Genomic DNA, 16,180 nt, shown 5'->3' on the forward strand with positions numbered 1-16,180 from the left:
ACGAGCGACGTGACAAAGCCGGGATTCGTCGACATCTGGCCGCTGGCTCCGCTGCAGAAGGGCATGCTCTTCCACGCCCTCTACGGCGAGGGCGACGCCGACACCGACGTCTACGTGCTCCAGATGACGCTGGACCTGCGCAGCGCCGTCGACGCCGCGGCCCTGCTCGGCGCCGTACGGGCCGTGCTGCGCCGCCACGACGCGTTGCGGGCCAGCTTCCGCAACCGCAAGAACGGCGAGCCGGTCCAGGTGATCCTGCGCGACGTCGAGCCCGAGTGGACCGAGGTGGACCTCGGCGGGTCCGCCACCGACGCGGACCGCGAAGCCGAACTGTCCCGGCTGCTGTACGCGGACCGCACGCGCCGGTTCGACCTGGCCGTCCCCCCGCTGCGCTTCACACTGGTCCGACTGGCCGACGAGGAGTACCGCTTCGCGGTCACGGCACACCACATCGTGCTGGACGGCTGGTCGATGCCGCTCGTACTCGGCGAGCTCATGGCGCTGTACGACAACGGCGCGGACCCGACCCGGCTGTCGACGGTCACCCCCTACAGCACCTACCTCTCCTGGCTCGCGCAGCAGGACAAGGCCGAGGCCGAAGCCGCGTGGCGGCAAGCCCTGGACGGGATCGGCGGCCCCACCCGGGTCGCGCCGGCCGGCGTCGCCCCCGGAGCCGCGCTGCCCGGCAAGCTCCTCCACGAAGTGCCGACCGAGCTGGCCGGTGCCCTGGCCGCACGGGCCCGGTCCCTCGGGCTCACGCTGAGCAGCGTCGTCCAGACGGCCTGGGGCCTGGTCCTGGGCAGCCTGACCGGCCGCTCCGACGTCGTGTTCGGCGAGACCGTCTCCGGCCGCCCGCCGGAGGTGCCCGGCATCGAGAGCATGGTCGGCCTGTTCATCAACACCGTCCCGGTCCGGCTGCGGATCGACGGCGCGCTGCCCCTGCGCGAGCAGGTCCGCCGGCTGCAGGACGCGCAGGCCGAGCTGCTCCCGTACAAGCACCTCGGGCTGGCCGACATCCAGCGGGCCGCCGGCGTCGGCGAGCTCTTCGACGCCATGACGATCTTCGCCAACTTCCCCGTCGACGCGGACGAGCTGCGGGACTCCGCGGCCCGCATCGGCGCCGTCTCGGCCGCGACCAGCGATGCCACGCACTACGCGCTCAACCTGGAGAGCACCGTCCGCGGCGACCGGATGGAGGTCCGGCTCGACCACCGGCAGGACCTCTTCTCCACGGACGCCGCCCGCGAGGTCCTCGACCGCTTCCTGGGTCTCCTGGAGGTCTTCGCCTCCGAGCCCGAGCGGGAGGTGAGGGCGATCGAGCTGTTCTCCGCCGCCGACCGCGCGCGCCTGGTCCCGGCCGCCGGCACGCACGGGGCGGCGGAGCCGGAAGGACCCGGGGAGGCCGCCCGGGCGCCGCGCGACGAGCGCGAGGAGACGCTGTGCGCGCTGTTCGCCGAGGTCCTCGGCCTCGCCGCGGCCGGCGTGCACGACAGCTTCTTCGCGCTCGGCGGCGACAGCATCAGCTCCATCCAACTGGCCCACCGCGCGCGGAAGGCCGGTCTGACCCTCACGCTGCGGGAGATCTTCGCGCACAGGACGCCGGCGCGCCTGGCCGCGCTCGACCCGGGCGCACGAGCCGCTCGGACGACGACGGACGACGGCGTGGGGATCCTCCCGCTGACCCCGGCCATGCACGCACAGCTCGACCGGGGCGGATCTCTCGGGACCTTCCACCAGACGATGACCCTGCCGGTTCCGGCGGGGCTCGACGAGGCCGGCGTACGGACCGCCGTGCAGGCGGTGCTGGACAGCCATGACGCCCTGCGGCTGCGCCTGGGCCATGGGACGGATGCCGCGTGGTCGTTGGAGGCCGCCGCGGTGGGAGCCGTACGCGCCGAGGACATCGTGCGCCGTGTCGCGGGGCCGGACGCGGACGTGGACGTGGCGCGGGAGGTGCGGGCCGCGGTCCTGCGCCTGGAGCCGGCCGCCGGTCGGATGCTGGAGGCGGTCTGGTTCGACCGGGGGGCCGAAGAGCCCGGTGAACTTGCCCTCGTCGCCCATCACTTCTCGGTCGACGGGGTCTCCTGGCGCATCCTGCTGCCGGACCTGGCCGCCGCCTTCACGGCTGTCCGCGAGGGGCGGCCCGTACGGCTGGAACCGGTGGGCACGTCCCTGCGGGGCTGGACCCGGCTGCTGGCCACGGAGGCGTCCTCGGCGCACCGCACCGCCGAGCTGGAGCTGTGGAAGGCGGTCGCCGGCACGGCGGATCCGTTGCTGGCCCCGCGCAGGGTGGACCCGGCGCGCGACGTGGTGGGCAGCGGGCGCCGGCTCACGATGACGTTGCCGGCGGACGTCGCGGAGCCGCTGCTCGGCCCTGTGCCGGAGGCGTTCCACGCCGGTGTGGAGGACGTGCTGTTGACGGCCCTCGCGCTCGCCGTCGCCCGTTGGCGCCGCGAGCGCGGGCTCGGTGACGCCGGGGCCGTTCTGGTCGGTCTGGAAGGCCACGGCCGGGAGGAGATCGCCGACGGTCTCGACCTGTCCCGCACGGTGGGTTGGTTCACCAGCGCCTACCCGGTGGCGCTGGACCCGCGGGCCCCGTCCCTCGCCGGGGCGCTGAAGGCGGTCAAGGAGCAGCTGCGCGCCCTGCCCGACAAGGGCATCGGCTACGGCCTGCTGCGCCACCTCAACCCGGAGACGGGCCGTGAGCTCGCGGGCCACCCGGCGCCGCAGATCGGATTCAACTACCTGGGTCGCGTGGGTACGGCAGCCCCCACCGACGACGCCGCCGACACGGACCCGGTGCGGGCGCACGACCTCGGCGGCAGCGCCGATGCCGGCCTGCCCCTCGCCCACACCCTGGACCTCGACGCCGCCGCCGTCGCGCACCCCGAGGGGCAGCGCCTGGTGGCGTCCTGGACGTGGCCGGCCGAACTGCTGACGGACGCCGAGGTGGGCGAGATCGCCCAGAGCTGGTTCCGGACGCTGCGCGAGCTCGCCGCCCTCGCCCGCACTCCGGACGTCGGCGGCCTGACGCCGTCCGACCTGCCGCTCGTCACGGTGTCCCAGAGCGAGATCGACCGGCTGGAGGCCGCACCCGGCGGGCTCGCGGACGTCCTGCCGCTCTCCCCGCTCCAGCAGGGCCTCCACTTCCACGGCCTCTACGACGCCGCGGAAGCGGACGTCTACACCATCCAGTCCGCCCTCGAACTGGAGGGAACGGTGGACGGGCCCGGCCTGCGGGCCGCTGCCGAGGCCCTCCTGCGCCGGCACGACAACCTCCGTGCCCGCTTCGTCACCGGTGATGCGGGCCATGTGCTGCAGGTCGTCCCGCGTACGGCCGACCTCCCCTGGAACGAGGTCGACCTGACCGGCCTCGACCCGCGCGCGGCGGACGACGCCGTCGCGCGCCTGCTCGCCGAGGACCGCGCCGAGCGGTTCGACCTGGAGCGCTCCCCCCTGATCCGCTGCACCCTGATCCGGCTCGCTCCCGACCGCAACCGCTTCGTCCTGACCGTGCACCACGTCGCGGTGGACGGCTGGTCCATGCCGCTGCTCGTCCAGGAGCTCTTCGCGCTGTACGGGAGCCGGGGCGACGACGGCGCACTGCCGGCGGTGGTCCCGTACCGCGACTACCTCGGCTGGCTCGCGGCGCAGGACCGACAGGCCTCGGAGAACGCCTGGCGCACGGCACTGGACGGGGTGGACGAGCCGACCCTGCTCGCCCCCGCGGGCGCGGACCGCGCGACGGCCGCGCCGCAGCGGTGGACCCAGCGCCTGCCCCAGGAGCTGGTCTCCGGGCTGGTCGCCGTCGGCCGCGAGCACGGTCTGACCGTGAACACGCTGGTCCAGGGTGCCTGGGGAGTGGTGCTGGGCGCGCTCACGGGCCGGGAGGACGTCGTCTTCGGCGCCACGGTCTCGGGCCGGCCGCCGGAGCTGGCCGGTGTGGAGAAGATGGTCGGCCTGTTCATCAACACCCTTCCCGTGCGGGTCCGTGTCCCGCACACGGAGCCGCTGCTGGACGTGCTGGTCCGGCTCCAGGAGCAGCAGTCCGCCCTGCTGGACCACCAGTACCTGGGCCTGACCGACCTCCAACGCCTCACCGGCACGGGCGAACTCTTCGACTCGCTCGTCGTGTTCGAGAACTACCCCGTCGACGCCGCCGCCCTGGAGAGCTCCGCCCAGGAGCTCGGCGTGGTGGACGCGGCCGTCGAGGACTCCCTGCACTACCCGCTCGGGCTGATCGTGATGCAGCGCGGCGACGAGATGAGCATCCACTGGTCCTTCCGTCCGGATGTGTTCGGGCGTGGGGTGGTGGAGTCGATCGCTGGTCGTGTGGTGCGGGTGTTGGAGTCGGTGGTCGGTGGGGTTTCGGGTGTGGTGGGTTCGGTGGGGTTGTTGTCGGGTGAGGAGTTGGGGTGGTTGTCGGGTGGGGGTGTGTCGGGTTCGGTGGTGGTGCCGGAGGCGTTGACGTTTCCGGAGTTGTTCGGGGTGCAGGTGGGGCGGACTCCGGGTGCGGTGGCGGTGGAGTCGGTGGGGGTGTCGTTGTCGTATGCGGAGTTGGATGCTCGTGTGGAGCGTTTGGCTGCGTATTTGGTGGGTTTGGGTGTGGGGCCGGAGTCGGTGGTGGCGCTGGTTCTGGGTCGTTCGGTGGAGTCGGTGGTGGCTTCGTTGGCGGTGATGAAGGCGGGCGCGGCGTATTTGCCGGTGGATCCGGATTATCCGGGTGAGCGGATCGCCTTCATGTTCGGGGATGCGCGTCCGGTGGCGGTGGTGACGTCTTCTGGTTATGCGGGTGTGGTGCCGCGGGTTGACGGTGTGGCGGTGGTGGTTTTGGACGAGGTGGTGTTGCCCGAGGTGGTGTTGCCCGAGGTTGGTGCTGGAGTCCGTGGTTCGGGTGTGGTGTAGGTTTCTTCGCCGGCGTATGTGATTTATACGTCGGGGTCGACGGGGGTGCCGAAGGGTGTGGTGGTGACGCATGCGGGGTTGGCGGCGTTCGCGTCGTCGGTGTGTGAGCGTTTTGCGGTGTCGGGTTCGAGTCGGGTGTTGCAGTTTTCTTCGCCGAGTTTTGATGCGTCGGTGTTGGAGTTGTGCATGGCGTTGACTTCGGGTGCGGCTTTGGTGGTGCCTGGGGTGGGGGTGTTGGCGGGTGAGCCGTTGGCGGAGTTGATTTCGGGTCGTGGGGTGACGCATGCGTTGATTCCGCCGGCGGCGTTGGCGAGTGTTTCGTCGGTGGGGTTGGAGGGTTTTGGGTGTTTGGTGGTGGGTGGTGATGCGACGTCGGCGGAGTTGGTTTCTCGGTGGGCTCCGGGGCGTCGGATGGTGAATGCGTATGGGCCGACGGAGTCGACGGTGGCGGTGTCGATGAGTGTGCCGTTGGTGGGGGGTGGTGGTGCGCCGCCGATTGGTGTGCCGGTGGTGGGGACGCGGGTGTTCGTGCTGGATGGTGGGTTGCGTTTGGTGCCGCCGGGTGTGGTGGGTGAGTTGTATGTGGCGGGTGTGGGTTTGGCGCGGGGGTATTTGGGGCGGGCTGGTTTGACGTCCGAGCGGTTTGTGGCGTGTCCGTTCGGTGGTGTGGGTGAGCGGATGTATCGCACGGGTGATGTGGTGCGGTGGGGTGTGGATGGTCAGTTGGAGTTTGTGGGGCGTGTGGATGATCAGGTGAAGGTTCGGGGTTTCCGGATCGAGTTGGGTGAGATCGAGAGTGTGTTGTTGCGTCATGGGGGTGTGGGTCAGGCGGTGGTGGTGGTGGATGAGGCGCGGCCGGGTGTGAAGCGGTTGGTTGCGTATGTGGTGGCGGGGGGTGGTGTTCCGGTGGATGGGGCGGGGGTTCGTGAGTTTGTTGCGGGTTCTCTGCCGGATTACATGGTGCCTTCGTTGGTGGTGGTTCTGGATGGGCTGCCGTTGATGGCGAATGGGAAGTTGGATCGTAGGGCGTTGCCTGTTCCGGAGTTTTCGGTGGGTGTGGGGCGTGGTCCGGGTTCGGAGCGGGAGGAGCTTCTCGCGGGGTTGTTCGGGGAGGTTCTGGGTCTGGGTTCGGTGGGTGTCGATCAGTCGTTCTTCGAGTTGGGTGGCGACAGCATCATTTCGATCCAGTTGGTGGGTCGGGCGCGTAAGGCGGGGTTGCATTTCAGTCCCCGGGACGTATTCACACACAAGACAGTGGAGGCCCTCGTGGCAGCTATCGAGTCGGCCGAGGCAACGGTGACCCCGGCGACCGTGACCGAGACGGACGGCGTCGGCGACGTGCTGGTGACGCCGATCATCGACTGGCTCCGTGAACTCGGCGGTTCCATGGACCGGTTCAACCAGACGATGGCCATGACCGCCCCGCCGGGCCTGGACGAGTCCCTCGTGACCGCCGTGGTGCAGCGCGTACTCGACCATCACGACGCCCTGCGCATGGTCCTGACCCGGGTCGGCGACATCGGCTGGTCGCTGGAGACGCTCGCCGCGGGCACGGTGGCGGCGCGGGACCGGCTGCGCCGGGTCGACCTGGCCGCACTCGTGCGGGCCGGCGCCGACGACGCCGAGCTGGACGAGGTCGCCGCCCGGGAGACCGCCCGGGCGCAGGACCAACTCGACCCCGACGCGGGTCAGATGATCCGCTTCGTCTGGTTCGACATGGGGCCCGAGGCGCCGGGCCAGCTGGCCATCGTCGCCCACCACCTGGTCGTCGACGGGGTGTCCTGGCGAATCCTCGTACCGGACCTGGAATCCGCCTTCGAGGCCGTACTCGCGGGCCATCCGATCGAACTGGAGCCCGTCGGCACCTCGTTCCGCCGCTGGTCCCAGCACCTCACGGAGCTGTCGAGCGACCCCGAGCGGATGCGCGAGCTGCCCCTGTGGCGGGACATCCTCTCCACCCCGGACCCGCAGCTGACCACGCGCCCGCTCGACCCGGACCGGGACACGATGGGAACGTCCGCGGTCCTCAGCCTGAGCCTGCCCGCGGCCGTCACCGAGCCGCTGCTCGGCAAGGTCCCCGCCGCGTTCCACGCGGGCGTCAACGACGTGCTGCTGACCGCCCTGGCGATCGCCGTCGCCGACTGGCGCCGTACCTCCGGGCGCGGCGAGGGCTCCGCGGTCCTGGTGGACCTGGAGGGACACGGCCGCGAGGAACTCGTCGACGGCGTCGACCTCTCCCGTACGGTCGGCTGGTTCACCAGCAAGTACCCGGTGCGCCTCGATCCCGGTGCGGCTCCCGTCGCGGAGCTCCACCAGGGCGGCGCCGCCATCGGCGCGGCGCTCAAGGCGGTCAAGGAGCAGCTGCGCGCCCTGCCCGACAAGGGCATCGGCTACGGCATGCTGCGCCACCTGAACCCGCAGACGGCCCGCGCGCTGGCCCGCTACGCCGAGCCGCAGATCGGCTTCAACTACCTCGGCCGGCTCAGCACCTCCGCCGGCTCGGCGCAGGACGACGGAGCCCCCGTGTTCCGCCACGACATGGCGGCCGTGCCCGAGGCCGGGCTCGCGCTGCCGCACGCGCTGGACGTCAACGCCCGAGCGGTGACCCACTCCGACGGCCTCCGGTTGGCCGTCTCGCTGACCTGGCCCGCGGAGCTGTTCTCCGACGAGGAGATGTTGCGACTGGCCCGAGGCTGGTTCACGGCGCTGGAGGCCCTGGTCGCCCACGTCGACGGCGCGGCGGGCGGCGGCCTGAGCCCGTCCGACCTGTCCCTCGTGCAGATCACCCAGGCCGAGATCGAGGACCTGGAGGCGGCGCAGCCCGACCTCGTGGACGTCCTGCCCCTCTCGCCGCTCCAGGAGGGCCTGCTCTTCCACGCCCGGTACGACGACCGGGTCGCCGACGTCTACAACGTGCAGATGGCCCTCGACCTCCGGGGCGACCTGGACGCCGACACGCTGAAGGACTCGGTCCGTGCCGTGCTCCGCCGGCACGACAACCTGCGCGCGGGCTTCCTGCCGGGCAGCTCCGGCCAGTCGCTCCAGGTCATCGCCCGTGAGGTGGAACTCCCCTGGGAGGAGGTCGACCTGAGCGATCTCGGCGGGGCCGAGCAGGAGACGGCCCTCACCCGTCTCCTGGCCGACGACCTCGCCCGGCGCTTCGATCTGCGCCGCCCCCCACTGCTCCGCTTCACCCTGGTCCGGCTGGGCCCGGACGCGCACCGCCTGGTCTTCACCAACCACCACATCCTGCTCGACGGCTGGTCGGTCCCCCTGGTGATGGGCGAGCTCTTCGAGCTGTACGGACGCGCCGGCGACACCCGCGCGCTGCCCGCGCCCGTCCCGTACCGGGACTACCTCGGCTGGCTGGCCGGCCAGGACCGCACGGCGTCCGAGGCCGCCTGGGACGAGGCACTGGCGGGTGTGGACGAGCCGACCCTGCTGACCCCGGCCGAGGCGACCGGCTCCGTGGTGCGGCCCGCGACGGTCGAGGTGAAGCTGTCCGAGGCGGCCACCGCGGCGCTCGCCGCGCAGGCGCGCCGCCACGGACTGACGCGGAACACCGTCGTCCAGGGCGCCTGGGGCCTCCTCCTGGGCGGGCTGACCGGACGCGACGACGTGCTCTTCGGCGAGACGGTGAACGGGCGTCCCGCGGAGCTGCCGGGCGTGGAATCCATGGTCGGTCTGTTCATCAACACCCTGCCCGTGCGCGTCCGCGCCCGGCGCGGCGACACCCTGCTGGACCTGCTGGGCCGCCTCCAGGGCTCCCAGTTGGACCTGCTGGCGCACAAGTACGTGGGGCTGGCCGAGATCCAGAGCCGGGTCGGGCTGGGAGAACTCTTCGACACCGCGACGGTGTTCGAGAACTTCCCGGTCGACGCCGACGGCCTGGAGGAGTCAGCCCAGGGACTCGGCGTCGTCGACGTCGCACTCCAGGAGGGCACCCACTACGCGTTGGGCCTGTCGACTTCGGACGGTCCCCGCACCATGGGCCTGAAGGTGACCTACCGGCCCGACCTCTTCGATGAGGCGGCCGTCCGCGGCTTCGGCGACCGGCTGGTGCGGATACTCGAAGCCTTCGGCAGCGATCCGGGGCAGCAGCTCGACGCCCTGCCGACCCTGTCCGACGCGGAGCGCCACCAGGTCCTGGAGGAGTGGAACGACACCGGCCGCGAGGCGCCTCCCCGTACCTTCCCGGAGCTGTTCGAGACCCGGGTGGCGGCAACGCCGCAAGGGACCGCCGTGGTGGCGGGGGAGCACACCCTCTCCTACGCGGAGCTCAACGAGCGGGCCAACCGCTGGGCGCACCTGCTCATCGCACGGGGCGTCGGGCCCGAGGACACCGTTGCCGTGGCGGTGCCCCGGTCCCCGGAGTGGCTCGCGGTCACCCTCGGCGTCCTGAAGGCGGGCGCGGTCTACGTACCCGTGGACCCGGGCCACCCGGCCGAGCGCATCGCCTTCGTCACGCAGGACGCGCGCCCCGTCCAGGTCCTCACCACCAGCGCGGCCGCCGGCCCGCTCGCGGAGGCCGGTACGACGGCACTCCTGCTGATCGACGCACCGGACGTCCGGGAGGAGTGGGCGGTCGCCGCGGCCGGCGACCCGGTCGACGCGGACCGGGTACGGCCCCTGGTACCGGCCCACCCCGCCTACGCGATCTACACCTCGGGCACCACCGGCCGCCCCAAGGGCGTACTGGTCACCCACGAGGGCTTCGCCAGCCTGGCGGGCGCCCACGCGCAGAACCTGGCGATCGAGACCGACAGCCGGGTGCTCCAGGTGATCTCGCCCAGCTTCGACGTGTCGGTCGCGGACTTCTCGATGACTCTGCTCAGCGGCGCCACGCTGGTCCTGCCCGAGGGCAACGAGCAGCCCGTCGGCGACGAGCTGACCCACCTGATCCAGCGGAACGCGGTCACGCACGTGCAGCTCGCGGCAGGTGCGCTGGCCACGCTCCCGGCCGACGAACTGCCCAGCCTGCGCACGCTGGTGACCGGCGGCGAACCCTGCCCGCCGGACCAGATAGCGCAGTGGTCCTCCGGCCGGCGCATGATCAACGCCTACGGCCCGACCGAGACGATGGTGTGCGCCACCATGAGCCGCCCGCTGGCGGGGGCGGTGCGCCCGCCGATCGGCGCTCCGCTGTGGAACCGGCGGGTGTACGTGCTCGACCGGAACCTGCAGCCCGTGCCGGCCGGCGTGCCGGGCGAACTGTTCATCGCGGGAGCCGGCCTGGCCCGCGGCTACCTGAACCGGCCGGCGCTGACCGCCGAGCGGTTCGTGGCCAACCCGCACGGCGCGCTGGGAGAGCGCTTCTACCGCACCGGCGACGTGGTGCGCTGGACCGCGGCGGGCGAGCTGGAGTTCATCGGCCGCGCCGACGGGCAGGTGAAGATCCGCGGCTACCGCGTGGAGCCCGCCGAGATCGAAGCGGTCATCGCCCGCCGCGCCGACGTCGACCGCGTCGTGGTCCAGGCGCGCGACGGCGGCCCCGGTGGACGGCGTCTGGTGGCCTACGTCGTACCGGCGTCCGACGCCGGCGTGGACGTGCGCGCCGTGCGGCAGCACGTGGCCGCGGTGCTCCCCGAGTACATGGTCCCGGCGGCGGTCGTGGAACTGGCGCAGATCCCGCTGACCGGCCCCGGCAAGGTCGACCACCGGGCCCTGCCCGAGCCCGAGTTCGCCGACGCGGGCGACGGCCGCGCGCCGCGCGACGACCGGGAGCAGCAGCTCAGCGCGCTCTTCGGCGAGGTACTGGGCCTGCCCGAGGTCGGCATCGACCACAGCTTCTTCGACCTGGGCGGCCACTCGCTGCTCGCCACCCGGCTCGTCAACCGCATCCGCACCGCCTTCGCGGTGGAGCTCCCCGTGCGGGCGGTCTTCGAAGCGCCGACCGTCGCCGCCCTCGCCGAACGGCTCGCGGACGCGGACGACGCCCGCACGCCCCTGGGGCCCGTCGAGCGACCGGAGCGGATCCCGCTGTCGTACGCGCAGCGGCGGCTGTGGTTCATCCAGTCCGTCGGGGACAACAGCGGCCGGTACAACATCGCGCTGGCCGCCCGGCTGCTGGGCGAAGTGGACACGGTGGCCCTGGGCGCCGCCGTGTCGGACGTGGTGGCACGGCACGAGAGCCTGCGCACCGTCTTCCCGGTCACGGGCGGGGTGCCCCGCCAGCACGTCCGCACCCCCGAGGAGGCCGAGGTCCCGGTGACGGCCGTCGCGATCGCCGCGGACGAGCTCGACGCGGCCCTGGCCGCTGCCGCCGCCCGCGACTTCGACCTGGCGACCGAGCTTCCGCTGCGGGTCCACGTGTGGGAGCTCGGACCGCGCGAGCACGTACTGCTGCTGGTCCTGCACCACATCGCGGGCGACGGCTCCTCCATGGCGCCGCTCGCCCGCGACCTGGGCGCCGCCTACGCGGCGCGGCTGGAGGGCCTGGCACCGCGGTTCACCCCGCTGCCGGTGCAGTACGCCGACTACACGCTCTGGCAGCGCGAGGCGCTCGGCGACGAGGAGGACCCGCACAGCGCCATCGCCCAGCAGCTCCAGTACTGGCGCACGGCCCTCGCCGGGCTGCCGGAGGAGTTGGAACTGCCCCTGGACCGGCAGCGCTCGGCCGAGGCCGGTAGCCGCGGCGCCCAGGTACCCGTCCGCATCCCCGCGGACCTGACCCGGGAGCTCGCCGCTCTCGCCCGTGCGAACGACTCCAGCATCTTCATGGTGGTGCAGGCGGCCGTGGCCGCCCTGCTGTCCCGGCTCGGCGGCGGCACGGACATCGCGCTCGGCGCGGTCATGGCCGGTCGCAACGACGAAGCGCTCGACGAGCTGGTCGGCTTCTTCGTCAACACGCTGGTGCTGCGGACCGACGTCTCGGGCGATCCGGGCTTCGCCGAGCTGGTGCGTCGGGTGCGCGCCACCGACCTGGCCGCGTACGCCCACCAGGACGTGCCGTTCGAGCGGGTCGTCGAGGAGCTCAACCCGGTCCGGGCGCTCCACCGCAACCCGCTGTTCCAGGTGGCGATCAGCTTCCAGAACAACGAAGAGGCCTCGTTGGAGCTGCCGCGCCTCACCCTGGCGCCGCAGCCGCTCCGCTCGGACGTCGCCAAGTTCGACCTCTCCTTCAACTTCGAGGAGGCCCGCGGGGCCGACGGCGCGCTGAGCGACCTCGGCGGCGTGGTCGAGTACAACACCGCACTCTTCGATCCCGCGACGGCACGGACGATCGCCGCCCGACTGGTGCGCCTGCTCGAAGCGGCCGTCCGCGCCCCCGACGCCCCGGTCGGCAGCCTGGACCTGCTCGCGGCCCAGGAGCGCCGGCTCCTGCTGGAGGACGCGAACGACACGCTCCACGCGGTGCCCGAGAGCACCCTCGCGGACCGCTTCGAGGACTGGGTGGCACGGACCCCGCACGCTCCGGCGGTCGTCGGCGACGGCGTCCGGCTCACCTACGCGGAGCTGGACGTACGGGTCAACCGCCTCGCCCACCACCTGATCGGGTGCGGAGTGCGGCCCGGAGCCCGGGTGGCCGTCCTCCAGCAGCGGTCGGTCGACTTCGTGGTCTCCCTCCTCGCCGTGGCGAAGGCGGGCGCCGCGTACGTGCCGCTGGACTCCCGCTACCCGGCGCCCCGTCTGGAACTGATCCTGGCGGAGACGAAGTGCCACGCGCTCCTCACCGACCGGGCATCGGCGGGGACCGAGTTCCACCACGACGCGCTCGTCGTCGTGGTGGACGAGGAGCCCGCCGTCGGGCAGGCCCCCGGCACGGCGCCCGCCGTACCGCGGTACGCGCGGGAACTGGCGATGATCATCTACACCTCCGGCTCCACCGGGCAGCCGAAGGGCATCGGGATCACCCATCAGGACGTCGTGAGCATGGCGGCCGACCGGCACTGGCTCACCGGCCACGAGCGGGTCCTGGTGCACTCGCCGCAGGCGTTCGACGCCCTCACCTACGAGGTGTGGTCGGGCCTGATGGGCGGACACCAGCTGGTGGTCGCACCCCCCGGACAGCTCGACCACCACGTGCTGCGCAAGGTGCTGGACGAGCACGAGGTGACGGCGGCCCTGCTGACCACGGCCCTCTTCAACCTCGTGGCCGAGGAGGGGCCGGAGGCCCTGGGCGGTCTGCGCATGGTCCTCAGCGGTGGCGAGCAGGCGTCCCCGACCGCGATCCAGCGGGTCCTGGACGCCTGCCCGGACACCGAGGTGGTGCACCTGTACGGGCCGACCGAAGCCACCGTCTACGCCACGCGGTACAGCATGCGCTCACCGCACCGGGTCGGCCAGGCCGTGCCGATCGGCCGGCCGGTGGACAACATGCGCTCCCACGTGCTCGACGAGTGGTTGCGTCCCGTACTGCCCGGAGTCCCCGGTGAGCTCTACCTCGCCGGCACCGGCGTGGCCCGGGGCTACGTGGGCCGGCCCGCACTGACCTCGGAGCGCTTCGTCGCGGACCCCTTCGATCCGACCGGCGGCAGGATGTACCGGACCGGCGACCTGGTCCGCTGGAACGCCGACGGGCAGATCGAGTTCGTGGGCAGGGCCGACAACCAGGTCAAGATCCGCGGCCTGCGGATCGAGCTGGGGGAGATCGAGGCCGCCCTCCACGCGCACCCCGACGTCGCCCAGGTCGTGGTCGTCGTCCGCGAGGACCAGCCGGGCAGCCGGCAGCTGGTGGCGTACACCGTGGCGACGGCCGGGTCCGGGCCGCTCGACCCGGCGGCGCTGAAGAAGACGGTCGGGCTCACCCTGCCCGAGTTCATGGTGCCCGCGGCCTTCGTCACCCTCGACGCCCTTCCGCTGACCCCCAACGGGAAGGTCGACCGCAAGCAGCTGCCGGCCCCGGAGTTCGGCGGGAAGGCGGACGGCCGCGGACCGCGCAACCCGAGGGAGGAGGTGCTGTGCCAGGTCTTCGCCGAGATCCTCAAGGTGGCGCAGGTGGGGATCGACGACAACTTCTTCGAGCTGGGGGGCGACAGCATCGTCTCCATCCAGCTGGTGAGCCGCATCCAGGCGATCTTCGGGGTCGAACTGTCCAACCAGGCCACCTTCCAGGCACCCACGGTGGCCGAGATGGCCGAGCTCGTCGGCGCCGGGGAGGCCGAGCCCGGCAGCGGCTTCGAGGTGATCCTGCCGCTGCGCACCGGCGGCGACAAGCACCCGCTGTTCTTCCTGCACCCGGTGGGCGGCGTCGGCTGGATGTACTCCGGTCTGATGCGCCACATCCACCGGGACTACCCGCTCTACGCCGTCCAGGCCCGCGGTCTCGCGGGTGAGGAGGAACTGCCCTCCTCCGTGGCGGAGATGGCGCAGGACTACCTGGAGCAGATCCGCACGGTCCAGCCCAAGGGCCCCTACCACCTGGTGGGTTGGTCGATGGGCGCGCTCCTCGCGCACGAGATCGCCGTGCTGCTCCAGCAGCAGGGCGAGGAGGTCGGGCTGCTGGCCAACCTCGACCAGCCGCCGATGACCAGCGACATGATCAGCGCCGACTTCACGGGCACCAGTCGCGAGCAGACCCTCATGGTGCTGCTGGACTTCGTCGGGCGCGACCCCGGCATGTTCGGTGACGGCCCGCTGGACCACGACGCGGTCATGGCGGTCCTCAAGGAGGCGGGAAGCTCCCTCGCCACCTTCGACGAGGAGGTGATCCTGCGGATCGGCGCGGTCACGAACAACAACTGGCGCATCATCACCGAGCACGTTCCCCAGGTCTACGACGGCGATCTCCTGCTGATCGCCGCCGCCCAGGACCCCGACGACGAGGACAAGGTCGCGCGGACCGTCGCCAAGCTCCTCCCGTACGTCGCGGGCACGCTGGAGACCCGGGAGGTCGACTGCGAGCACCGGCAGCTGTTCAGTGCGGGTCACGTGGCGGACGTCGCCCGGATCCTGCGCGAGAAGCTGCGCGAACTGGAGGGCTGACACTCGTAGGAGGGGCCCCGAGGCCGTGCCGCGCACGGCCTCGGGGCCCCTGTGTCGTGCCGGCCTTCCGGCAGACCGCGGGGCGATGGGACGCCGATGTATCCCGATCGGCAGATGTGCCGCCGCCCCCGGTCCGGAACCCTATGAATACGACGAAAGCGACCGTCGAGGGCGGCGTGAAGGGGAACAGGGCGATGGCGAACACCATGAAGACCGAGGGCGAAGAGCGAGCGGTACCCGGCCCGGCGCCGGTGCGCCGGTGGTGGTCGGGATGGCCCGACTGGGCGGGGTACCTGGCCGCGGTGTGGTCGCTGCTGTACGGGGCCGCCGGCGTGTACTGGGCCCTGGGCGGGGACGGATACCCGTTCGCGCAGGCCGACCCCGAGCACTCCTCGGGATCCCTCCTGGAGCCGAGCCGGGCCGCGGTCGTCGCGCCCGTCATAGCGGTCGTCGGGCTGGTCGGCGCGGCCGTGGGCCTGATGATGGCGCGGCGCCGGGTCAGCATCCGGTTCCACCGGCTCGTGTTGGCCTTCGGCTGGACGCAGGCCGTCGTGCTCACCCTGATCCTGCCGGACTACACGCTGCTGGCGCTGGTCATCTTCGCCCCGCTGTTCGTGGTGTTCGCCTTCACGGGAGTACCGGGCCAGCAGGACGGCCTCGGCGACATCCTCTTCTGGCACCGCAACAACCTGATCATCCTGTTCGTCGGCGGAGTGCTCTGGGCCGCGGCGACCCTCGTCCACCAGCGGCGGGCGCGCGGGCTCTGCGTGCGCTGCGGACGCGGCGGCCGGGCGGCGGCGTGGACGAGCCCCGAGTCGGCGGCGAGGTGGGGGCGCAGGGCCGTGCTGATCGCCGTGCTGTCCAGCGTCCCGTACGAGGTCACCAGGCTGGCCTGGTACTTCGGGTACCCGCTCGGCATCACCGACGCCTTCCTCAAGGACATGCAGGACACGCCGGGCATGCTGGAGATCGGTCTCGGTCTGGGCGTCGCGTCCGCCGCCGGGGCGCTGCTCACCCACGGTCTGGTGCACCGCTGGGGCGAGGTCTGGCCGCGCTGGGTGTGGTTCAAGGCCGGCAAGCCCGTCGCCCTCGCCACCGCGATCGTTCCGGCCCTGCTCGTATCGCTGGTGCTCATCCCCGGCGGCGTGATGATGGTCCGGGGCGGGAACCAGCCCGAGGGCTGGGGGACGAACTACCCGGCGATGCCGTGGATCCTGTGGGGCATCGCCCTGGCGGCCGCCACCCTCGCCTACTACCTCCGCCGCCGGGGAGCGTGCCGGTACTGCGCCCGGGGTTGAGCCGGGGCGGTCCACCGCCGGGCAGGCCGCGCGAAACGCTTCGGGCCGCAACC

The 16,180-nt window shown here is 72.2% G+C and carries 3 protein-coding genes and 1 pseudogene; all 4 read left to right on the forward strand.

Features of this window, described 5'->3' with window-relative positions:
* Positions 1 to 9: 9 nt before the first annotated feature.
* The 4 genes and pseudogenes from ACIQWR_RS20650 to ACIQWR_RS20665 all read left to right on the forward strand — a co-directional run bounded on the left by ACIQWR_RS20650 (position 10) and on the right by ACIQWR_RS20665 (position 16,127).
* Positions 10 to 4,905: a condensation domain-containing protein gene (locus tag ACIQWR_RS20650; RefSeq protein ID WP_404011386.1), complete on the forward strand. Its 4,896-nt coding sequence runs from the start codon at positions 10 to 12 to the stop codon at positions 4,903 to 4,905.
* A 63-nt stretch (positions 4,906 to 4,968) separates the two neighbouring features.
* Positions 4,969 to 6,171 (forward strand): annotated as a pseudogene (locus tag ACIQWR_RS20655) (AMP-binding protein); the annotation flags it as partial.
* Complete coding sequence (locus ACIQWR_RS20660; RefSeq protein ID WP_404011475.1) at positions 6,172 to 14,829, forward strand: amino acid adenylation domain-containing protein; 8,658 nt, start codon at positions 6,172 to 6,174, stop codon at positions 14,827 to 14,829.
* Between the two features lie 194 nt (positions 14,830 to 15,023).
* A complete protein-coding gene (locus tag ACIQWR_RS20665) occupies positions 15,024 to 16,127 on the forward strand; it encodes an NYN domain-containing protein (RefSeq protein WP_404011389.1) in 1,104 nt (367 codons plus the stop codon).
* The last annotated feature ends 53 nt before the right edge of the window (positions 16,128 to 16,180 follow it).

Origin of the sequence: Streptomyces sp. NPDC098789 (genome assembly GCF_044759975.1) — a bacterium.
In the GTDB taxonomy this organism is placed as follows: domain Bacteria; phylum Actinomycetota; class Actinomycetes; order Streptomycetales; family Streptomycetaceae; genus Streptomyces.